The sequence below is a fragment of the Streptomyces virginiae genome (assembly GCF_041432505.1).
In the GTDB taxonomy this organism is placed as follows: domain Bacteria; phylum Actinomycetota; class Actinomycetes; order Streptomycetales; family Streptomycetaceae; genus Streptomyces; species Streptomyces virginiae_A.
The window spans coordinates 1-19,392 of record NZ_CP107874.1 but is presented as its reverse complement, the minus strand read 5'-3'; the positions used below and the strand labels follow the sequence as shown (position 1 = coordinate 19,392).

The window sequence follows — 19,392 nt, the reverse complement described above, 5'->3', positions numbered from 1 at the left end:
CTCTACAAGACGTAGCCATTACCTGCAGAACGACCAGCAGTGCTTGCGCTTACCCTTCTCTTCGCAGATTTTGACGCATGCGCAGAGCTTTCCGATGCACTCCGGTCCCACCACTGCTTGCACTTGGCCATCGATGGAGTACTCCACACTAAGGTGCTCGCCTCCGGGCAAGTCGATCCCTCTGTCCTTCAGGAACTGGACGGGATCTGGTAGTTGAAGGGTGCTCGCGTCGGAGGCGGCGTTGCTCGCTGTTTCGGTGTACTCGATCAGCGCGCCAGAAACGTCTTCCCGAACGAGGAAATCCATCTGAGCACGCAGCTCTGTTGCGGCAGTCATACCGCAATAATACGCATCGTAGTGACCTCATTACCCTGCGTTCGGAGCTGCTCGGCGTGGCATCCCTGACCTGAGGGAGCTCAGGGCGGGCGCCGCCGTGCCCCCGCAGCTCGGCGCGAACGACCGGTAGCCAGGTATACGACTCCGGGCAGGTCCCTTGAGGGGCAGAGCTCCCACATCTCGGGGCGATGTTGCGGCATCGGCCCCAGACGGCCATCCCCACCGGACGCCGGAAGGGACACAACCCCAGCCTCTCCAGCATCTACCGGGCGCTGGCCGAGCACGAGAAGACCCAGGCGTACCCCGAAGCCGTCGAAACGGCACACGCCGACTTCGCCGCTCTCCAGCAGCGCGACCGCAGCCCCGTCACTCAGCGTTACTCGCCACCTGGCGGCAGCTATACGAGAACTGGGCCGTATCGAACCCGGCGCCAGCCATTCTCGTCGGGCGGGTAGACGACCAGTTTGGCGGACATGAGCCCAGCCTCGGACGGCCCCGGTCCGCCGGCATCTGCCCGCACCCGAATGGGTGAGACCTGCCAGCGACCCCGCTTGCGCTTCCGCCAGCGAGAACACCGACGGAAAGACCAGCTGCAAGGACTGCGGGAGCGCTGGCGTTTGTGCGGCTGCCAGCACCTGCGGATAGGTCTGCGGGATTGCTGACGAATCCACTGGCGGTATTCACGGGATCCGACTACACCTTCGCGGCCTTGCGGGAGGTGAGCCTGGCCAGCGGCGAGGGCCGGCCCTTGGGCGTGGCCCGGATCTCGTCCCAGTCGATGGCCGGGTGCTCCAGGAGCACGTCCAGGTCGCCGAGGCGATACAAGGCCACGCACGGGACGTCTCGTCGGCGCTGCCAGCCGCTGTGTACCCAGGTCGTGGGCCGCAGCCATTTGGCGTTGGTGAGGTGGTCGAAGTCCGAGGCTCTGATGCCGAGGTGGCGGGCCGCGGCCGTGCGGTTCAGCAGCCGGCCGTTGTGCTTGGCCTTCTCCAGCGCCGTCCGGTCCGCGAAGTCGGCGAGGGCCTGGCCGTCGTAGAGCGGGTGGCCCTTGTACTCACCGACGCACTCGATCAGCCCGACACGGTCCAGCTCTGCCAGGACCTCCGACGCGACCTTGACCTCGAACCTCTCCTCCAGGACTGCCGCCGCCCTGCACGCACCCATGTCCGGCAGTCCGTCCGTCGCCGCCCTGATCTCGGCCACCCTCCCCTCCACCTCCTCGACGACAGCGGCCGACCAGCGTAGGCCCCCGACGTCCTCCGGGGGGATCAGACCCTTCGCCAGGGCCCGCTCGAACCTCCACAACTCGAACCCGATTCGCTCCGGAAACTGATGCGGACCGTAGCTTTCCAGCGCCTTACTCCGTGCCTCTTTGCTCTCCGTCATCCACGCCTCCACGTGTGCAAGAGATATCCCGGCTCCCCCTGTAGGAGTCTGAAAGTAGCCCCCTGCAAGGCTCTCTGCAAGCACCCAAAAACCGGCTTTGACCTGGGGTTTCATGGTCCGCGACGAGTGTCGCGTAATCTAGCTAGCTTGAACGTTGGAGGGGTATTAAGGCCAGCGATCACGCCAGGGTTTCCGACGGTGTTCGGGTCATCTTTTTCGCCATCTTTTAGGCTTCTGTTTTTGCTTTCTTTCTCGCATGCTTTTATCGGTCCAGCGCGTGTTATCTAGCAAGATTGGATGCTCTGTCTGGCCCCGGGGTTCGGGAGACCCCCGGGCACGGGCCGTCAGTCGCGGCGGGCTTTGAGCTGGTTGATCAGGTCGCGCACGCCGTCTGCCTGACCGGTGAGCCGTTCGGCTTCGAGGCGGCAGCTGACAACCCTGGAGTTCCAGTGCACGACGTCGTTCACCGCCTTGGTGACGTCCTCCGTGTTGCCGGCCGCTACTGCTCGGCGCTGCGCTTCCTCAGCCTTGCCTTTGCGCTCCTCCGCGAGGGCGATCTCGCGCCGGGCCTGGGCGACGGCAGCGCGCAGCCTGGTCTGCTCGCGCCGTGCCCGCTCGGGAGCGGCGGCCAGGGCGTGGTCGAGCGCGGCGCGCAGGATGTCGCCGGTGGTGACCACCTTCGACCTCAGCTCGCCGCGCTCCACGAGCTCCTCGGCGGGCGGGGTCGGAGCGAAGGCCGCGGCGAGCCCGGCCACCACGGTCACCCCGCCGTATTCGCGGACGGATTGACGCATGATCACGTCGGGCCCGTCTCCCCAGCGGTCGGCCCACTGCTGGAGCTGCTGCTCGATCTCCGCGTTGTGCCAGTAGCAGGCGCGCTGGAGCCGCTCGCCCAGTTCGTGCGGCAGCCGGACCCCGAGCCGACCCAGGAATCGGGTCTCCCCCTCGTCGTGGTGGGCGGAGTAGCGGACCGGGTCGGTGCCCCATCGGCGGCCGGCGGCCAGCGCCCCCGGCGGGATCGGCGGCCACTCGCGGTCCCAGTCGCGGGCTGCCAGCTCGGCCCTGACCCCGGGCACCAGCACCCAGTCCCGGCTGCCTGCCAGTTCACCGGCTTCACGCCGCTCGACCAGCAACTCCCGTGTCGCCCGCCTCGCCTGAGCGAGCTTCCCGGCCCGCAGGCCGAGGTGCCCCTCTCGCTGCTTCGCCAGCCAGGCCCGCTCCTCGCCTGCGGCCATCTCAGCCACCAGGTCGAGCAGTCGCAGCCGCTCCTCCACCACCGCCACCGTGTACTGCACCGTCGGCATTCCCATACGCGCAATCATGCGAGATAACACGTCGGGCTCGCACCCTTCCCCCAGACCGTCAGCCAAACAGGCGACCACCCCGACACGCCAGCGCCCAATCTTGCTAGATAACGCGCACCTCATCGTCAACTTTCCTGCCTGCTTTTTCGCAAGCGTTCCCCATGGCCTTTTCAGAACTTTTCCGCAGGCTGTTCCACCTGCTCACTCGCTGTCTTTGCCGCTGGCGTTCGTGCCTGCTTGCCTTCCAGCAGGTCTGCTTGTCAGTCTGCATCCCTGTACGTGCAGACCAGACGAATGGAGGGCCCCTGATGGCCCGTCGCGTGGCAGTCGGCAATAACAAGGGCGGCGCCAAGAAGACGACCACCGTCGTCCGCCTGGCCGAGTCCCTTGCCAAGCAGGGCAAGAGAGTTGGCGTGGTTGACCTTGACCCGCAGGGGAACGCCTCCCGCCGCCTGGGGTGGAAGGACGACGTCAACAACCCTCCGTTGACCACGTCCGAGGCCATCGAGGAGAACGCCGAAGGCGTCGCCGCCCAGGTGTGGCAGCCGATCGGCTGGCCCCACCCCTTCGCCGAGCGCATTGCCTTGATGCCCGCCCGATACACCCTCGAAGACCGCTCCCCCGAAGCCGGCAAAGTCGGCGCCTACCGACGACTGGCCAAAGCCCTCAAGGGCGCAGACGACCACCTCGACTACGTCCTGATCGACTGTCCGCCGTCTCTCGGCCACCTGACCCAGATGGGCCTCGCCGCGGCCCACTACGCCCTGGCCAGCACGGACCCCCTCTTCGACGGAGTCGAGGCCGCCGTCCGCTACCGCGACTTCGTAGCCCTCAGCCGGGACGACCTCGCCAACCCCGCCCTGTCGTTCGTCGGGATCGTGGTGTCCGACTACGACCAGCGTCTGAGCGATCACGTCGAACAGCTTCGGGGGGCTCGCACCAACTTTGGCGACCAGCTCTGGGGCGTCGTCCCCCGGCGCTCCGCCATCAGCAACGCCGACGGCGCCGCCCGATCCCTCACCGACGAGCCCAACAGCAGCGAACCGCGGGCCGTCTTCGAGCTGCTGGCCGAACGCTTCATCAAGGAGGTCACCCTGTGAACGCCCAGCACCGCCCGGTCCCCACCGGCACATCCACCCTGGCCCAGGTCGCCGCCCAACAGCCCACACTCACCGCCAAGCTGACCCGTCCCAAGATCGGTGACACCTCCGAGGCCACCACGATGGAGAAGCCGTCCCCTCCGCCCTCCCGCCGACGTGGCCGGCCCAAGGGCCCCCAGCGCGTTCCCCTCACCGTGCGGATCCTGCCCGAGACCGACAAGCTCCTCACCGCGGCGGTCGAGAAGCTGGAAGACAATCCCCAGACCATCGTCGAGGAAGCCCTCCTCGCCTACTTCAGGCGGAACAAGATCCAGCTCGACCCGGCGAACGGCGAGCCCTCCAGCCCCGCCTGAGCCCCTCACAGCCCCTCCAAGGCCCGGGAACGCCCCAACGACTCCCGGGCCTTCGCCATGCCCCCTGGGCCGTCGTAGGGGCCGCGACGGGCTTTCCCGGCCCTCCCGAGCAGGGAGGGGTAGAGCGGACGGGCGCGTCCGCGCCCGACAGACCCGGCTCTCCGCCCGTGGCGCCCGCGCGTTCACCGGTACCGGCCACTCGGCCGCGAACGGCCTCCCGTCCGGCACCGGGCGCGGGCGCCGTCCGTACCCCACCTCACCCGCCCCTCTCGAAAGCACACACCGGCCGAGCGCTGCGAGTCCACCTCGCTCCGAGCAACCCAAAGGCGGGCGAGGTCTGGAATGGGCTCTGCGCCGTGGCCGAGTGACCGTGGAAAAGTGGTTGCCTGAAGCGTCTAGTGCAGGGTTAGGGTGGGTTTTCCGAAACTCTCCATGCGTACGCACAGGGAAGGTTATCGGGAAACCCTCCATAACCCTACATTCCTGCAGGTCAGCGCGTTTTGGCTCCCTACACGACGACAGCCCCCACCGGACTTCCCGGTGGGGGCTGAGCTGTCACTGTGCAAGGTGGGTCAGGAGTCTTCGGAAGAGTCCTCTCCAGCGACCATCAGACCCGGGTAGACCATGCCTGCGGACGTCCGCTTCTTGGCGAACCCGCGGGCCTCCAGGCTCTTCGAGAACTCAACCTCACTGTTCGCCTGTTCACCGCTGGCGTGGCACCAGCTCGTCCAGGCGTTGAACAGCTCGCGGGCTGCCACGACGGCGTGGGGCGAGGCGATAGTCCGTTCGTCCATGAAGCGGCCGAGGACGTCGCTGGACGCCTTGTATGCCTGGGTCTTGATGCGGACGATCTCAGGCGGGGCGAGGCCCTTCTCCATGTAGTCGTGCCAGCCCGCGTACGCCCACTCCAGGACGGCCGGAGCGGCCTTCTTCAGGCGTTCCGGCAGCCCACCGTCGCGCTCCTCCTCTGGGATCACGACGTCGAACGGGACCACCAGGATGCGCCGCCAGACGGCCGGGTCGTCGCCTGAGACCAGCGGCAGGTGGTTGGTCAGCATGATGAGCGTGTGGGAGGGGTCGAAGGTGATCGGGTTCTTGTGCATGAGGTTCGCCTCGATCGGGTCACCACCGACCAGTCGCTTCATCGTGGCCTCTGCGAACCGCTTTCCCTTCTCCGTCTCGGAGCAGAACGTCAGCCGTGCCCCTCGCAGGCGCATCTTGAAGGCGCCATGCCGCTCGTGCTTGGACTCCATCAGGATCGCCGGGTCGACCTCGATGGCGTAGTCGCCGAACGCGGCCATCAGGGCATCGCGCAGGGTTCCCTTGCCGTTGGCGCCGGTGCCCGTGAAGATCGGCATCACGTGCTCGGTGACCTTCCCGAGCATCGCGTACCCGAACAGGCGCTGTACGAAGGCCCGGACTTCCTCGTCCGGCAGGATGCGCGCGAGGAAGTCCTCCCATTCCTGGGCGCCGGCGGGCTCGCCGTCTTCCTCGTCGGGCAGTGCGGCACCGGCGACCTTGGTGATCAGGTCGGCGCGGCAGCAGGGCTCGATGGTGCCCTCGGTCAGGTGGACAGTGCCCGCGGGGGTGTTGAACTTGTACGGGTCGGCATCCAGCCCCTTCGAGGGCGTGCTGATCGGCGGGAGCGAGGAGGCGATCTTCAGCAACCCCTCCAGGCCGGAGGCGGACTCGGACTTGCGGGCGTCCTTGTACAGGTCGTCTCGCTCGTCGCCCTCCATGTCGGCGAGCGCGAGCAACGCGTTCTTCACGGTGGCCACCGCGTACGCCATGTCGACGCGCTGTTCGTCCAGGAGCCAGCGGGCATCGTCCCACTCGTGCCAGCCCAGGCCGTGCACGAACCTCAGCTTCTCGTTGTGCTCCGCGATGAAGCGCTCGGCCATCCGCAGCTGCCCGCGGTGCTCGATGCGCCGTACAGGCCGGGGGCGACGAGGCCGGGGCCGTTCGGTGGTGGTCGGGATGTCACTGCCAGCCCACAGGTCCTCATCTGGGGCGGCCTCGCGTGCTGCCGGAACGCTCACGCAGCACCGCCGAGCTGGCGCGCGGCTCGGTCGTCCATCCACCGGGGCCGGGAAAGGCCGGCGGTCATGCCGGAGCGCAGCGTCTTCTCCACCTCGTACGGCGACTTGTCGTTCAGCCCGGCCTCCAGCGCGGCCGCGGTCAGCTGATCCTCGGCTTCGGCCTGGTCGAGCAGGCCGGCGGCGACCAGCTGGCCCGCACGGAAGGAGGCTAGGTTCAGCCGGGCGTTGCGGCTGCCCACCGCCTGCTTTAGCGCGGCCAGCTCATCGCACTCGGAGCGCAGGATCCCGGCGGCCCACCGCTGTTCGCGGGTGCCCTGCCGGGTGAGTGCGTGCAGTCGGGCGACAACCTCCTCCCGGCGCGGCGCCCCTCCGCTTTTGGTTGGCTCAGGAGAGGAGGTGATCAGGGTCAGCAGCCATTCCGGCAGGTCTGCCGGGGTGGTGATGCTGCCCTCCAGTGTGTAGGCGACGCCGCTGATGACGGAGCCGATGCCCACGACGTACCCGCCGGCCGCGCGGGTGTCGATGCACCAGCCGAGGGACCGGGCGGTGTTGCGGACCTCGGAATCGGGGGCGCGGAAGAGCAGGTGGCGGCCACCGCTGGGCGTCCGCACGGTCATGGTCTGGGGCACTTCGGCACCGGCACGGTGAGCGAGCGCGGTGAGCATGGAGAAGCCGTCGGTCACCGAGGGGAACTCGGCCGGGGGGATGTCACCGTCGTGGGGGATGTCGAGGTCGACGACGACGAGCTTGGAGGGACCGCAGGCGATCCCGATGTTGAACGGGGCTCGGCGCCACGTGTCCTCGATCACCTGGGGGTCGCGGGTGGCGCGGTCTTCCCAGGAGTGCCAGCGAGGCTCCTTGCCGCCGACCAGCACGGGATGGACGTACATCCCGTTTCCCGCGTAGCGGGAGGCACTGGCGAGGAGTTTCGCCCGGAGTGCCTGGATACCACCCGTCTTGCCGCCCCCATCCTGTAGCGCCAGGCGGGAAGCGTCTCGTACTCTCTTCACAGAGCGACTCCATTTCGCTCGAACTTCGCCGGGAATGCTGTCCCGGCCTTGCTTGATCCGAGAGGCGCCCTGGCCGGGGCGCCTTCGGTGTTTCTGGGGCCCAATCCTGCCCCTTGATCACTTAATCGGGGGACTTGAATCCTGGGGTGTCCCGTGCTGTCCCGTGCTACGGGCGCTGGGGTTCCTGGAGCGCCCGCAGGACGGGACCGAGGTCGCCGTCATAGATGACGTGGGGTTCGTCGGTGGCCGGCACCTCGAAGCGTGCACCGTGCCGCTGGAGATCGCTCTCGCTGAAGTACATGGAATTCGGGTCATCGAAGGTCTGCTGATTGCGTTCCTTGATGCGTTCCCACAGCTCATCGTGCGTTCCGGGCAGATGAACCAGGGTCACGACGGCGCCGGCCTCTTCCCCGATCCGATGCCAGTGACGGCGTTCGTCGGCCGTCCAGAAGCCGTGGTCCATGACGACGTTCTGGCCGGAGCCGAGTGCGGTACGGAGTTCGGTTGCGATCTCTTCCAAGATCGGCTGCTCCCTTACCCGGTAGGCCCCCCGGGGGAAGTCCCTCCCGTAGTGGCCGTGCGTGCGCCACACGCGTTCGTCGGGACTGATCCGGAGGTACCCGCGCGCTTCAAGCTCACGGGCGAGGGTGGTCTTGCCGGACCCGGGGAGACCCGCCATCAGTACGAGCCGAGCCGAGCCGGTGTGCGCCGACAAGGTCCTCATGATCTGGGAGATCTCCATCTTGCCGTTCGGGGGCAGGTTGCCGAGGCGGTCAGCGCGGAGGAGAGCGGAGAGGCGTTCCTCGACTACGTGGATGAGGGTGTCGTCCAACGGGATGGTCACTGGCTTGCTTCCTCCTTGGTCCAATGGCGGCCGGGGCCCCCGACGTCGACGCCGTACTCGATCGTGGCGCCGGAGCTGTCAATGACGCGGACGGTCAGCACGATGACGGCGGCCCGTGTGTCCGGGGGGATTTCGAGGGATTCGGCGTCGGCCGGAGTTGTGATCCGTGCCCACATGGCGCTGACCCGGCGGGTGACCGGGCGGCCGGTGTGTCGCGTGATCAGGTCGATCGAGGTTCCCCCAGTGAGGCGCTTCCCCATCAGGAGTTCGGGCAGCTCCTCGGCGAGGCTGGCCGGGATCCACGAGGTCGAGTGGGAAACGACGGCCTTCGTGTGCTCGTCCCGGTACGTACGCGAGCGGCGGAGGACCGGCGTACCCGCCGAGATTCCGAGGGCCTCGGCCACCTCCTCTGAGGCCGAGACGATCCCCGCCATGTGCGAGTCGGATCGCTCCCCCGCGCGCCAGGAGGAGCCGGTGAGCTTGCTGCGCTCCTCACGCTCGGCGGCCGTCGACAGGGTGGCTCGGGCCCGCACGATCGTCCCGTGACCACGCGACGAGGTGACCAGGCCGTCGGCCTCCAAGGCCTTGTACGCGGCGTGCACGGTGGTCTTGGAGCCCTTCCCCTGAAAGGCCAGCTCCTCGATCTTGGGCAGGCGATCACCGGGCGAGTACTCGCCACTGCTGATCTGCGCGGCGATCTCGTCCGCTAGGTCTCTCCACTTGGGGGGCATGTCCGGTGATCTCCTCGTCTCGACGGGACCAGTGAACCATAGTCCCGGGATTGATTCCTAGAGACACGCATTCCCGGGATTGTCGCGTCGTAGGTGATTGACAGTCCCCCGTAATCCTGGGAATGTCATGGCGGAAGCAACGCCAAGTGAGACCAACTCACGAAGCGTGACGGCACAGCCATGTCTAGCGGCCTCAAAACGAGGAACGGCTCTCCGGGAGATCTGCCAGGACCACCGGAGAGCCGCTCGTTGGGGCCGTCCATCGAGAGGAGCACGGCCCACATGAACATCATCGTTGCTGGTCAGCGCATCGTTACCCAGGCCGAGTACTTCGAGGCCGCGATCGGCTTCGACGTCGAGCCGCTGGACGTCGAGCACGACCTGATGGCCGGCGGACTCGCCAGCCGGGACGCCCTGACGTCCTTCCTCGCCGACTTCCGGGTCGAGACCGACACGGACCGCGAGGACGCCACGTACTACGCCGGACTGCTCCGCCGGATGCCCCGCGAGCTGCGCACCCACAAGCCCGCCGCGTCGGCCGCCGCCGTGGCCGCCGAGCTGGAGCTCGCCGACGAGATCCTCGGCTTCGAGGACGACACCGACACCTACGCCGACTGGACCGGCGCCGACTTCGACTCGTACGAGGTCCTCGCGTCGCTCGGCACCCACGACCCGGCCGCGGCCGTCACCGCCGCCCGCGCCCCGCGCCCGGCCCGACCCGTCCTGACCCTGGTCCGCTCCGAGGTCCCGGCGGAGGTGGCGGCATGAAGCAGGCCCTGCGCCACATCGCCCTGTTCGTCCTGACCGTGCTGGGGATGGTGCTCGGCGTGATCGCCGGGACCGTCGCCCTGGTCAGCCTCATCACCGAGTTCGCGGCCCGCGCGACGGCCGCCGGCGGGGACTCCCTCGCCCGGCGCTTCCGCCTCGACCCGATCTCCCCCCGACTCCGCACCGAGCTGGCGCAGCTGCTGGCCGGAATCGCGACTCCCGCCGCTGGAGGCCCCCGATGAGTACGTACCGAGAGGAGCGCCGCGCCGACGAGGCCGCGGCCCGGACCGCCGACCGCGAGGACCGCCGCCTGGAGCTGGAGGCCAAGCTCGCGTACAAGCGGCAGCTGGCCGAGGACGAGCGGGCGGAGAAGGAGCGCAAGGCCGAGCAGGCCCGCAAGGACGGCGAGGTCAAGCGCCGCCAGGAGCAGGCCGAGGCCCGGCGCCGCCAGGACGAGAAGGCCCGCAACCGCGCGGCCCGGGTGGCCAGGCTCGGCAAGGTCGCGCGCTGGGTCAACGCGAACCCGGTCACGGTCTTCGTCGGCTTCGTCATGTCCTCCTCGGTCATCCCGGCCGTCATCTCGCAGGTCGGTGCGCTCGGTGACACCGGGGTGAACGTGCTCCTGGCCGCGCTGCTCGCCGCGATGCTGGAGGGCGGCGCCTGGGCGTTCACGTTCATGGGCAAGGCGGCCGAGGACGCCGGAAGGCCGGCGGTGAAGTACCGCATCGCGACCTGGTTCACGGCGTTCGTCGCGGCCGCGGTGAACTACTGGCACTGGGCGGAGAAGCTGCCGCAGGCGCAGTGGGTCGCGGTCGTCTTCGCGGCGAGCAGCCTGTTCGCGATCTACCTGTGGGACATGAAGACGCACGGCTCCCACGGCCGTACGAAGGAAGAGCGCAAGGCTGAGCGGGCCCGCCGCAGCCACCTGGCGAAGCGGAAGAAGGACCACAAGGACATCGCGAAGCAGGCGGCCCTCCTCCTGTCGGCGATGCCGTACGGGGCGATCGACGAGGAGGAGGCGTTCGCCGCCGCGTGGCGCATCCACAAGGGTGCCGAGCCGGGCCTCTCGCCGGAGCTGTACGCGGCGGCCACGAACGCGAAGGTGGCCCTCGGCGCGGCGTTCGAGCTCGGTGAGCACGTCCGTCCGGAGATGGTTCGGGCGGGGATGCTCGCCAGTCTCTACAACCCGCTCAACCCCCTTTCTCACCGTCCCGCGCAGAGCGTTCCGGCACTCGACGCCCCCGGGTCGGCCCCGGCCCTCCAGGGGTCCGCCGAGGGGTCTACAGCCCAAGCGGGAATTGGGGTGTACGGCACTCCGGTCTACCGCAAGAAGGCCAGCGAATCCGCCAGCGAGAAGGCGGGCGGGAACGCTGGTGGGGACGCTGGCGGGAACACCCCGCGAGGCCGGTCCGACGAGGAGCTGGAGCAGCTCCTGCCGGAGGCTCACCGGCTGGCCAGTGAGCTGGTCGCCGAAGGCCGGCAGATTTCTGCGGCCTCGCTCGCCAAGGGTCTGAAGATCCGCCGCGAGGACGGGATGTGGCTGCGGGACCGGGTGATCGAGGAGCGCAAGCTCCACCTGGTCCACGGCGCCTGACGGCCCGTCTCGTCCCCTGCACGTCCTGCGCGGACGGCCCTGCGGCCGCCGCGTGACTCCCCCCGAAAGCGCGGGGCTCGGCGCCTCCCTCTCACAGTCGCCGCCGGGCCCCGCTCCTCCCGAAGGAGAAGAACCAGGATGTCCCACACGCCCACAACCCCGGTACCGGACCCCCAGGTCGCGACCGTCACCTACCTGCCCACCGCGCGGCCGGCCACGGCGGCCGCCGCCCCCGGAGCCGCCCCCGCTTTGGGTGGCCCCACCTCGGTGCCCACCGAGTTCGACCTGGTCGAGGCGGCCAAGCGGATCCTCGCCGAGCACCTGGGCACGGACACCGTCGTCGCCTCCGAGGTCATGAAGACCCCGGTGGACCTCGACGCGTTCGACCCCGAGCGCCCGCTCATCCCGGCCTGGGCGCGTTCGGCCGAGGGCTGGGCGGCCTACAGCGGCCAGCGCTACCGGGCCTCGCAGCGGGCGTTCCGCCGCTGGGTGCGCCGCCAGCGCACGGTCAACGGCCACGTCTCGCAGTTCCGCCGGGGCCGGGTCCGGATGCACGACTGGGTGATCGGCTTCGAGGGTGTGCAGACCCAGGCCACCGCCCACCAGGCCGTCATCGCGACGAAGGAGGCCCGCGCGGCTGCCCGTGCGGCCCGCTGGACCCCGGCGCTGATGAAGCAGAAGAAGACGGCCGCGCTGCAGGCGATGGACCGGGCCCAGACGGTGGCGACGCAGGCCGTGGCCGCGCACAAGAAGGCGAAGTCCTACCGGCGCAAGGCGCGTGCGATGCGGGCTGGAGTTGTCTATGGGCCGCCGGCCACGGCGATGCTCACCGGCTACGCGACGACCGGGCTTCTCGGTCTGACCGGCGCGGCGCTGGCGACCTTCGGCGGTGGGGCGTTCGCGGGACGTCACCAGCTGGAGACCGAGACCGACTGGTCGCAGGACTGGAGGTCGCTCGGCGACGGCGACACGATGAACGCGCCGATGCTCGACTCTGTCTTCCAGGCCGCGAAGGTGATCGGGGCGGAGGAGACGCTGCGGATCGTGCAGATGCCGATGCTCGATGCCCGCGGGGCCTGGTCGGCGATCGTCGACCTGCCGCCGGGCGTCCCGGCGAAGAAGGCATTGCGCGCCCAGGAGGAGATCGCCTCGGCGTTCGGCGTGGAGGCCGCGCAGGTCACGCTGTCCAAGGGGGCCCGCGCCGGGCGGATCGAGCTGTACGTCTCGAAGGAGATCCCGTTCACGGAGGACGGCGTCCCGGGCCCGCTGCTCGCGCTGAAGGCCGCGGCCAACTTCTGGGGCCGGATCTCGATCGGCCCCGACGTGCGCGGACTGCCGATGTCCATCTCGGTCGTGGAGCGCTCCGGCCTGATCGGCGGGGAGCCGGGCGCGGGCAAGTCCGGCTCGGGCAACACCATCCTGCTCGCGGCGGCCCTCGACCCGCGCGTGATTCTCTGGCTCGCCGACGGAAAGGGCGGTGGCGACCTCGACCCCTTCAAGAACCTGTGCGAGGAATACGAGGGTGACGCCGAACCGGCAGCCTTCTACGAGATGCTCCAGGCAGCCCTGGCGGACATGAAGGCCCGCTACGCGCTGTTGAAGAAATTGGGAAAGCGCAAGGTCACAGAGGAATTGGCGGCGAAGTACGCGCTGCTGCGCCAGAAGCTCCTGTGGGTCGATGAGCTGATGCTCTACACGACCGACGAGGAGTGGGGCAAGAAGATCACCAAGGCCCTGCGGAACCTCGTCTCCCGGGGCCGCGCGGCGGGCATCATCACGTTCTGCGCGACGCAGAAGCCGGGCTCGGACGTGGTCGACACCTCGCTGCGTGACCTGCTCTCGATCCGGTGGGCGCTGCGCTGCACCACCCCGGAGGCGTCCGACACGATCCTTGGCCGGGGCGCCGCCGCAGCGGGGTACTCGGCGAAGACCATCGAGGCGGAGATGCGGGGCGCCGGCTTCCTGTGGGCCGAGGGCCAGAACCCGGTGCTGGTCCGCGCCGACTACTACGACGACGACCAGGTCGCCGAACTGCTGCGCCGGGCCTACGACCTGCGGGCCGAGGCCGGAACCCTGCCCGAGGGCCAGAAGTCGCTCGGCACGCTGCTGCGTGAGAAGGACGAGCCGGACGCCAAGATCCTCGCGGTGCTGGCCGACGTGTTCGACGGGTACGAGAAGGCGGCCAAGGCCCAGGCCGAGGCCGACGGCAAGAGCGCCGAGGAGGTCGAGGCGGTGACCCTCGACTGGCTCCCCGGCGCGGTGCTGATCGACGCCCTCACGGCCGCCGGCCTGAGCATCACCGCCGAGAAGCTCGGCGCCCTGGTGGCTCGGACCGACGAGGAGAAGAAGAAGCGGCCCTGGCCCGGCAGCGCCAGCAACATCGCAGGCTACCCGTTCGACGCGGTCGCCCGCGTGGCGAAGGCGAAGTACGGCCTGACGGCCTGATTCGGGCCGGGGAGACCCGGATCCGACCCGGACAACCACCCGGTATGTCCCGGATTGCCCCCGGATTCGAGAGGGGCGGACCCGGACGCGCGGCCCGAGACCCGGACGTAGGACGTCCGGGTCGAGGCCCCGGCCGTCCAGGATTCCCAAAGCTCTGACCTGCACAAACGCCGACCCGTCCGGGCTCGATCCGGGTCGGCCACCTCCCCCAAACCGTGACAGACACGACAGACGGAGGACGACCCCCGATGGGCGTCAGATACGTGGTGAGCGAGCCCGACCCGCCGACCTGGTGGGCGAAGAACAAGGCCGCGGTCTACGCGGCGGTCGGCCTGGCGGTCGGCTTCTACCTCGCCGGTGGCGGAGGCGGGGACGCCCAGCCCGCGCCGGCCCCGACCCCCGGCCCGACCGTCAGCACGACCCCGACCGCAACCGGCTGAGGAGGACCCGATGTTCGACAGCTCACCCGACCTCGAACTGCACGGCATCGCGTACGTCGACGGCGCCCCGCTGGAGTGCGTGCACTGCGGCAACGCCGTCTCCCTCCAGGTCTACAAGCGGGGCCCGCGCGAGGTCTGGCCCGCCTGGATCTCCTGCGGGTCCTGCGGGCGCGGCGACGACTCGGCGAAGGTCACCAACGGCCTGGTGGACGCGGTGCTCGCCGCGCGGACCGGCCGTCAGAAGGCCGAGGACCGCGACCTGTTCACCGCCGAGTGGCGCGGGGTCATCATGACCGGCGAGCTGCGGCCGACCCTGGTGATGGACGACCTGGTCACCGTCGCCGAGGCCGTCCGCGACGAGGTCGAGAAGGACGCCCGCCGCTGGTGGGGCGGGAAGAAGAAGGCGGCGAAGGCCAAGGTGGCCGAGGCCAAGGCCACCGCGAAGGGCGCGGTCAAGGACGCGGCGAGCGACGCCGCGACGGCCGCGAAGGGCGCGGCGAAGAACGCGAAGTCGGCGACGACGGCCGCCGTGCTCACCACGGCCTGGCAGCTCCAGACCCAGGGCGCCGGCCCCGCCAAGATGCCGAAGGCCAAGCGGTGCACGGTCAAGGGCTGCCGGGGCGGCATGGTCACCCTGGCGACCCGGCTGCACTCCCCCACCGGCACCAGCGCCGAAGTGAAGATCCCCTGCTCCGCCTGCCACCGAGCCCGCTGAGGAGACCGCCGTGCTGACCCTGCCCACCCTCGTCGTCCTCGGCCTGGTCGTCGTCATGCTCGTCTGGAAGGCCGGCCTGCCCTGGTACATGGCGCTGGCCTGCGTGATGTTCGGAGTCCTCCTGGCCGGGACCCCCGCCGGCCCCGCGCTCACCGGCCTCCTCGACGGAGCCGCCGACGCGGTCAGCGCCATACGCGTGTGACCCGGCCGCGGCGCCCAGCCCCGCACTGCCCGCCCCCCGTTTGGGTGGCTGCCCAGCCCGGGGCGGCCCGCACCGCTCGGCCGGTCCGCGCCGAGGACCAGGTGCGGGTGAGGTGCGGAAGGCCGGAGGTCGCGCCCGGCACCGGACGGGAGGCCGCCCAGCGGCCGAGCGGCCGGTGCCGGTGAACGCGCGACCTCCAACGGGCCCGCAGCCGGAGGTGCCGGGCGCGGACGCGCCCGTCCGCTAACCCCACCCTCCCGCAGGGACCCGCCGAGGCCCTTCGCACGAATCTTTGGGTTCTGACCAGCAGAAACACAGAAATGCAGACTCCGAGTCTGCGAACCCCCTAGACATGCAGACTCAGAGTCTGCATCATTGAATTACCGCAAGCGAAAACGCAAGCGGAAAAGCCAGCGATACAGCTGACGAAGGAGAACGCAGTGACCGAGCAGACCTTCACCGCCTCGCCCATCGGCCCCGTGAACGCGTACGTCACCAGCCACATCGGCAGGATCCTGGTGATCGCGGACCACCGGACGACCAAGGCCACGGTCGAGATCAGCACGACCGCCACCGAGGGCAGCATCGCCAAGGCCGTCGAGGACGCCACGATCCGCCAGGAGGGCGACCAGATCGAGGTCCGGGTGCCGAAGATCGAGGGTGCGTCCGGCGGGATGAGCAGCACCACGATGATGGTGGGCGGCAGCACGTTCACCTTCCACGGCAGCGGTGGTGGCGTGCAGATGGTCGGCGGTGACATCTTCATGGGCGGTCAGAAGATCGTGTCCAACGGCATGGTCGTCGCCGCCGAGGGGACCGTCGTGGGAGGGGCCGCCGGAACGGGCGAGATCACCGTGACGCTGCGGCTCCCGGAGATGTCCTCGGTCCAGGTCACCACCACCTCCGCCGACGTCAGTACTGCCGGCGACGTCCTCCAGGTCCTCGACGTCGACAGCCAGTCCGGCGACATCCAGGCCGAGACCGTCCGCGACCTGCGGGTCAAGACGATGTCCGGCGACGTCGAGGTCACCCGCGTCGACTGCGAGGTCAACATCGGCACGATGTCCGGCGACGTCGAGATCGGCGCCTACAACGGCACCCGCTTCTCGGTGAACACGATGTCCGGCGACATCGACGCCAGCGCCACCCCCATCGCGAGCGGCCGGATGGACATCAAGTCGATGTCCGGCGACATCACCACCCGCGGCGCCGAGCACCTGAACCCCCGCTGCGGCTCGATGTCCGGCCGCATCCGCACCCGCTGACTCCGCCCCGGGGCGGCCGTCATCCCGGCCAAGGTCCGCCGGCCGCCCCGGGCCCCGATCCGCAAGCGAAACCGCCAGCAGAAACGCAAGCAGGGGAGACAGCAATGAAGAAGCCCAACCGCCTCCTGACCTTCCTCAACGGCCTGCTCGGATGGGCCTGGGCGTACGAGACGGCGGAGGAGGTCCGCGAGGTCATCGCCGAGCGGTGCTTCACCACCCTGGCCAACCGCGCGGCCACCCACGACAAGGGCGCCGCCAAGCTCACGGACAGCCTCGCGTTCCAGCCCGGCCTGGTCACCCTCCACGACGAGCTCCACGACACCTGGCACTACCTCGTCGCGCTGAAGGCCCGCGCCCGGGCCCTCGGATACGGCACGCTCGCCGAGCACCTGGACGACGCCGCCGACTCCACCCGCGACGTCCTCCAGGCGGTGGCCACCGCCGCCGAGAGCACCACCCCCACCCCGGCGATCCCCGCGAGCAAGTAGCGGCGCCCCGTGGCGGCCGTCATCCCGGCCAAGGTCCGCCGGCCGCCACGGGCCCCGATCCCGCTCCGAAACCGAAGCGGGGGGAGCCCACATAGTCCCTCGACACGAACCGGAGCACGCAATGACCCCCCGACCGAACGACGAGACCAGAGCGGCAGGCCGCACCCGGATCGCCGAACTGAAGAAGGCCCGCGACCTCGCCCACGAGGAAGCGGAGAAGGCGAAGTCGGCCGCGGACGAGCAGATGTGGAAGGACATCGCCGCCGAACTCGACGGCGGCGAGGTCCTCCAGCGCGACGTCGCCGAGGCCACCGGGTTCAGCCGCGACCACGTCCTCAAGCGCACCAAGCAGTACCGCACCACGACCTGACCGGTCGGCCCCCGGGCACCGAGCCCGGGGGCCGGCCCCGACCCGAGAGGACAGACCGTGAACACCGACGACAGGACCCCGGGCACCCCGATGAGCGACACCGAGGCCGACGCACGCGCCCGCCAGCTCATCGCCGAGGCGTACACGCCGACGTCCTACCGGGACGACTCTCCCGTCCCCGCGTACGGCCCGGCCGAGCCGGTCGCACAGCCCGGACGTCCGCCGATGTCCCAGAAAGCCAGCGAGATCAGCGCCCTGATGCTCTCCGGCAGCGTCGCCGCCCTGTCCGTCGGCGGAGCCACCTCGCTCGTCCTCTACGTGCTCGGCACCGTCGACCCCACGACCCTCGCCATCGGCGCGGCCGGCCCCGTCGCCCTGGTCCTCGCCGTCGGCTCCCTCGTGAAGTCCGTCGGCAGCGCCAAGACCTCCATGCACACCGAGAACCACCACCACTACAACGGCCCGGTCCGACAGAAGAACACCACCGTGACCAACACGACCACCACCAAGGCCGTGTTCGGCCGGACCAACCTCAACGGCACCCCGGGCAGCAAGCGCTGAGTGCCCATCAGCCCGAAGTGCGTCCAATCTCGCTAGATAGCTCGTCTCCGATCCGCTGAACAGGGAGAACACGATGGCGAACAAGACGGCGCTGAACCCGCCGAAGGGCGAGTGCCGACAGTGCTGGTACCACGCCTACGCCTCGCGCGAGGCCCACCAGCACCTGGCGCCCCGGCAGGACTGCCCGCAGTGCGTGGACCACATGCTCCACGGCCACGGCAACATGATCGTCGGAGGCTGACCATGAGGCTTCCCTGGATGAGCCGCACCGACCGACGGGCCTGGAAGTCGGCCCGCACCCTCGCTGACCTCGGCCAGCTCACCGCCGACTGGCTGGAGGGCCGCCTCGGCTCCCAGCCCGGCTACATGCCCAACTGCGGCCCCGACGAGGAGACCGCCGAACTGGTCCCCTCCCTCGCCGCCCTGAACCGGGCCGGGTTCACGACCACGTGCTCCCAGCCCGGCCTCGCCGAGATCGGCTACGACGGCGCATGGTGGACCCAGCACGCCGCGGTCGAGGGCTACCTCACCGACCGCGCCCTGTTCCAGCGGATCCTCGACGCCGCCGAGGCCCTCGCCCACACCGTCGTCGTGGACGACCCGTCCACCGGCCGGTGTGACGAGGTGGTCGTGGTCACCCACCGGGACGGCGAGCCGTACACCGCCTTCGGCGCCCGCCCCGGCCCCCGCGACATGCGCAACCTCTACGGGGTCCTGGACCCCGAGGCCCACCGCGAACTGGACGGCGCCATCCACCTCGCCGTCATCGCCCCGTACTACGGGCCCGCCTCCCACCGGGCGCTCTGGCGCTCCCTCGACCAGGTCACCGGCCTGGAACCCCCGGACGCCGACGACGACCAGGCCGACGCCGACGACGACCAGGAGCCCGCCGCCAGCCGGTGAGGACGGAGAGGACCACGGCATGAGCACCTACATCGTCACCAGTCACGGCGGGGACTTCTTCGGGGAGGACCGCCACGCCTGCAAGATCCTCGGCTCCCTCCTCCCCTACGTCCACGCGGCCGTCCCGGCCGACGAGCGCGAGCACGTCGAGCAGCTGCTGACCGAAGCCGCGCAGACCCCGGCCGGCGCCACGCGCTCCATCCCGGCCGCCATCGCGGCCAGGCTCGCCCCCCAGCTCCGGCAGATCGCCCGCAACCGGTACCTGAAGTCCCGGCCCCTCGTGCAGGCCGCCGCGCTCCTGGCGGACGCCGCCGGCCGGGCCGCCGCCGACGACGAGCCGTGGGAGTGGCGCACCGAGGTCGGCTGAGACCCACCTCACGCCCGCAGTGCGCCCACGGAGCAGACCGCCAGCCGAATCTGACAGACGATCGGGCGGCTGACCAGCACCGATCCATCTACGCAGACTCGGAGTCTGCGAACCCCCTAGACATGCAGACTCTGAGTCTGCATCATTGAATTACCGCAAGCGGAAAAGCAA

The 19,392-nt window shown here is 69.7% G+C and carries 23 protein-coding genes; 16 read left to right on the top strand and 7 right to left on the bottom strand.

What is annotated here, in order from left to right; all coding sequences use genetic code 11:
- Nucleotides 1-18: 18 nt before the first annotated feature.
- The 3 genes from OG624_RS43235 to OG624_RS43225 form a co-directional block, all read right to left on the bottom strand.
- Nucleotides 19-336, bottom strand: a complete 318-nt coding sequence (locus OG624_RS43235) for a hypothetical protein (RefSeq protein WP_371640999.1) — start codon at nucleotides 334-336, stop codon at nucleotides 19-21.
- A 693-nt stretch (nucleotides 337-1,029) separates the two neighbouring features.
- Nucleotides 1,030-1,539 (bottom strand): hypothetical protein, encoded by a 510-nt coding sequence (locus tag OG624_RS43230; protein ID WP_371640998.1) that lies wholly within the window; start codon nucleotides 1,537-1,539, stop codon nucleotides 1,030-1,032.
- A gap of 527 nt (nucleotides 1,540-2,066) precedes the next feature.
- Nucleotides 2,067-3,032: a hypothetical protein gene (locus OG624_RS43225; RefSeq protein ID WP_371640997.1), complete on the bottom strand. Its 966-nt coding sequence runs from the start codon at nucleotides 3,030-3,032 to the stop codon at nucleotides 2,067-2,069.
- Between the two features lie 302 nt (nucleotides 3,033-3,334).
- Between OG624_RS43225 and OG624_RS43220 the strand changes: the two genes are divergently transcribed.
- Both OG624_RS43220 and OG624_RS43215 read left to right on the top strand, forming a co-directional pair.
- On the top strand, nucleotides 3,335-4,126 hold the full coding sequence (locus OG624_RS43220; RefSeq protein WP_331718523.1) for a ParA family protein: 792 nt from the start codon (nucleotides 3,335-3,337) through the stop codon (nucleotides 4,124-4,126).
- Nucleotides 4,123-4,479, top strand: a complete 357-nt coding sequence (locus OG624_RS43215; protein ID WP_331718522.1) for a hypothetical protein — start codon at nucleotides 4,123-4,125, stop codon at nucleotides 4,477-4,479. The genes OG624_RS43220 and OG624_RS43215 overlap by 4 nt, the downstream gene beginning before the upstream one ends.
- A gap of 572 nt (nucleotides 4,480-5,051) precedes the next feature.
- Here the strand turns inward: OG624_RS43215 and OG624_RS43210 are convergent.
- The 4 genes from OG624_RS43210 to OG624_RS43195 all read right to left on the bottom strand — a co-directional run bounded on the left by OG624_RS43210 (nucleotide 5,052) and on the right by OG624_RS43195 (nucleotide 9,103).
- On the bottom strand, nucleotides 5,052-6,380 hold the full coding sequence (locus tag OG624_RS43210; RefSeq protein WP_331718521.1) for a DNA primase family protein: 1,329 nt from the start codon (nucleotides 6,378-6,380) through the stop codon (nucleotides 5,052-5,054).
- A 134-nt stretch (nucleotides 6,381-6,514) separates the two neighbouring features.
- Nucleotides 6,515-7,528, bottom strand: a complete 1,014-nt coding sequence (locus tag OG624_RS43205; RefSeq protein ID WP_331718520.1) for a bifunctional DNA primase/polymerase — start codon at nucleotides 7,526-7,528, stop codon at nucleotides 6,515-6,517.
- A gap of 166 nt (nucleotides 7,529-7,694) precedes the next feature.
- Nucleotides 7,695-8,372: an AAA family ATPase gene (locus tag OG624_RS43200; RefSeq protein WP_371640996.1), complete on the bottom strand. Its 678-nt coding sequence runs from the start codon at nucleotides 8,370-8,372 to the stop codon at nucleotides 7,695-7,697.
- On the bottom strand, nucleotides 8,369-9,103 hold the full coding sequence (locus tag OG624_RS43195; protein ID WP_331718518.1) for a GntR family transcriptional regulator: 735 nt from the start codon (nucleotides 9,101-9,103) through the stop codon (nucleotides 8,369-8,371). Before OG624_RS43195 ends, OG624_RS43200 begins: the two co-directional genes overlap by 4 nt.
- A gap of 282 nt (nucleotides 9,104-9,385) precedes the next feature.
- Between OG624_RS43195 and OG624_RS43190 the strand changes: the two genes are divergently transcribed.
- The 14 genes from OG624_RS43190 (at nucleotide 9,386) to OG624_RS43125 (ending at nucleotide 19,221) form a co-directional block, all read left to right on the top strand.
- Entirely contained in the window at nucleotides 9,386-9,871 is a 486-nt protein-coding gene (locus tag OG624_RS43190; RefSeq protein WP_331718517.1) for a hypothetical protein, read from the top strand.
- Nucleotides 9,868-10,113: a hypothetical protein gene (locus tag OG624_RS43185; protein ID WP_327169995.1), complete on the top strand. Its 246-nt coding sequence runs from the start codon at nucleotides 9,868-9,870 to the stop codon at nucleotides 10,111-10,113. Before OG624_RS43190 ends, OG624_RS43185 begins: the two co-directional genes overlap by 4 nt.
- Nucleotides 10,110-11,465 carry a hypothetical protein gene (locus OG624_RS43180; protein WP_331718516.1) on the top strand — a complete coding sequence of 452 codons (1,356 nt, stop codon included), beginning with the start codon at nucleotides 10,110-10,112 and terminating at the stop codon, nucleotides 11,463-11,465. Before OG624_RS43185 ends, OG624_RS43180 begins: the two co-directional genes overlap by 4 nt.
- A 138-nt stretch (nucleotides 11,466-11,603) precedes the next feature.
- Nucleotides 11,604-13,910: an FtsK/SpoIIIE domain-containing protein gene (locus OG624_RS43175; protein ID WP_331718515.1), complete on the top strand. Its 2,307-nt coding sequence runs from the start codon at nucleotides 11,604-11,606 to the stop codon at nucleotides 13,908-13,910.
- 248 nt (nucleotides 13,911-14,158) lie between these two features.
- Nucleotides 14,159-14,350 carry a hypothetical protein gene (locus OG624_RS43170; protein ID WP_331718514.1) on the top strand — a complete coding sequence of 64 codons (192 nt, stop codon included), beginning with the start codon at nucleotides 14,159-14,161 and terminating at the stop codon, nucleotides 14,348-14,350.
- A gap of 10 nt (nucleotides 14,351-14,360) precedes the next feature.
- A complete protein-coding gene (locus tag OG624_RS43165) occupies nucleotides 14,361-15,065 on the top strand; it encodes a hypothetical protein (RefSeq protein WP_331718513.1) in 705 nt (234 codons plus the stop codon).
- Nucleotides 15,066-15,075: 10 nt separating this feature from the next.
- Complete coding sequence (locus OG624_RS43160; protein ID WP_331718512.1) at nucleotides 15,076-15,267, top strand: hypothetical protein; 192 nt, start codon at nucleotides 15,076-15,078, stop codon at nucleotides 15,265-15,267.
- A gap of 440 nt (nucleotides 15,268-15,707) precedes the next feature.
- Nucleotides 15,708-16,532 (top strand): DUF4097 family beta strand repeat-containing protein, encoded by an 825-nt coding sequence (locus OG624_RS43155; RefSeq protein WP_331718511.1) that lies wholly within the window; start codon nucleotides 15,708-15,710, stop codon nucleotides 16,530-16,532.
- 104 nt (nucleotides 16,533-16,636) lie between these two features.
- Nucleotides 16,637-17,020 carry a hypothetical protein gene (locus OG624_RS43150; protein WP_331718510.1) on the top strand — a complete coding sequence of 128 codons (384 nt, stop codon included), beginning with the start codon at nucleotides 16,637-16,639 and terminating at the stop codon, nucleotides 17,018-17,020.
- A 121-nt stretch (nucleotides 17,021-17,141) separates the two neighbouring features.
- Entirely contained in the window at nucleotides 17,142-17,390 is a 249-nt protein-coding gene (locus OG624_RS43145; protein WP_331718509.1) for a hypothetical protein, read from the top strand.
- 57 nt (nucleotides 17,391-17,447) lie between these two features.
- Nucleotides 17,448-17,951 carry a hypothetical protein gene (locus tag OG624_RS43140; protein ID WP_371640995.1) on the top strand — a complete coding sequence of 168 codons (504 nt, stop codon included), beginning with the start codon at nucleotides 17,448-17,450 and terminating at the stop codon, nucleotides 17,949-17,951.
- 73 nt (nucleotides 17,952-18,024) lie between these two features.
- Entirely contained in the window at nucleotides 18,025-18,192 is a 168-nt protein-coding gene (locus OG624_RS43135) for a pRL2-8 (RefSeq protein ID WP_331718507.1), read from the top strand.
- 17 nt (nucleotides 18,193-18,209) lie between these two features.
- Nucleotides 18,210-18,854: a DUF6919 domain-containing protein gene (locus OG624_RS43130; RefSeq protein WP_331718506.1), complete on the top strand. Its 645-nt coding sequence runs from the start codon at nucleotides 18,210-18,212 to the stop codon at nucleotides 18,852-18,854.
- Between the two features lie 19 nt (nucleotides 18,855-18,873).
- Nucleotides 18,874-19,221 (top strand): DUF7739 domain-containing protein, encoded by a 348-nt coding sequence (locus OG624_RS43125; protein ID WP_331718505.1) that lies wholly within the window; start codon nucleotides 18,874-18,876, stop codon nucleotides 19,219-19,221.
- Nucleotides 19,222-19,392: the final 171 nt, after the last annotated feature.

Coding starts and splice junctions, on each gene's coding strand:
- OG624_RS43235 (WP_371640999.1), bottom strand. CDS start 336: ATGACTGCCGCAACAGAGCTGCGTGCTCAGATGGATTTCCTCGTTCGG.
- OG624_RS43225 (WP_371640997.1), bottom strand. CDS start 3,032: ATGGGAATGCCGACGGTGCAGTACACGGTGGCGGTGGTGGAGGAGCGG.
- OG624_RS43220 (WP_331718523.1), top strand. CDS start 3,335: ATGGCCCGTCGCGTGGCAGTCGGCAATAACAAGGGCGGCGCCAAGAAG.
- OG624_RS43210 (WP_331718521.1), bottom strand. CDS start 6,380: ATGGCCGAGCGCTTCATCGCGGAGCACAACGAGAAGCTGAGGTTCGTG.
- OG624_RS43195 (WP_331718518.1), bottom strand. CDS start 9,103: ATGCCCCCCAAGTGGAGAGACCTAGCGGACGAGATCGCCGCGCAGATC.
- OG624_RS43190 (WP_331718517.1), top strand. CDS start 9,386: ATGAACATCATCGTTGCTGGTCAGCGCATCGTTACCCAGGCCGAGTAC.
- OG624_RS43185 (WP_327169995.1), top strand. CDS start 9,868: ATGAAGCAGGCCCTGCGCCACATCGCCCTGTTCGTCCTGACCGTGCTG.
- OG624_RS43180 (WP_331718516.1), top strand. CDS start 10,110: ATGAGTACGTACCGAGAGGAGCGCCGCGCCGACGAGGCCGCGGCCCGG.
- OG624_RS43175 (WP_331718515.1), top strand. CDS start 11,604: ATGTCCCACACGCCCACAACCCCGGTACCGGACCCCCAGGTCGCGACC.
- OG624_RS43170 (WP_331718514.1), top strand. CDS start 14,159: ATGGGCGTCAGATACGTGGTGAGCGAGCCCGACCCGCCGACCTGGTGG.
- OG624_RS43165 (WP_331718513.1), top strand. CDS start 14,361: ATGTTCGACAGCTCACCCGACCTCGAACTGCACGGCATCGCGTACGTC.
- OG624_RS43150 (WP_331718510.1), top strand. CDS start 16,637: ATGAAGAAGCCCAACCGCCTCCTGACCTTCCTCAACGGCCTGCTCGGA.
- OG624_RS43145 (WP_331718509.1), top strand. CDS start 17,142: ATGACCCCCCGACCGAACGACGAGACCAGAGCGGCAGGCCGCACCCGG.
- OG624_RS43135 (WP_331718507.1), top strand. CDS start 18,025: ATGGCGAACAAGACGGCGCTGAACCCGCCGAAGGGCGAGTGCCGACAG.
- OG624_RS43130 (WP_331718506.1), top strand. CDS start 18,210: ATGAGCCGCACCGACCGACGGGCCTGGAAGTCGGCCCGCACCCTCGCT.
- OG624_RS43125 (WP_331718505.1), top strand. CDS start 18,874: ATGAGCACCTACATCGTCACCAGTCACGGCGGGGACTTCTTCGGGGAG.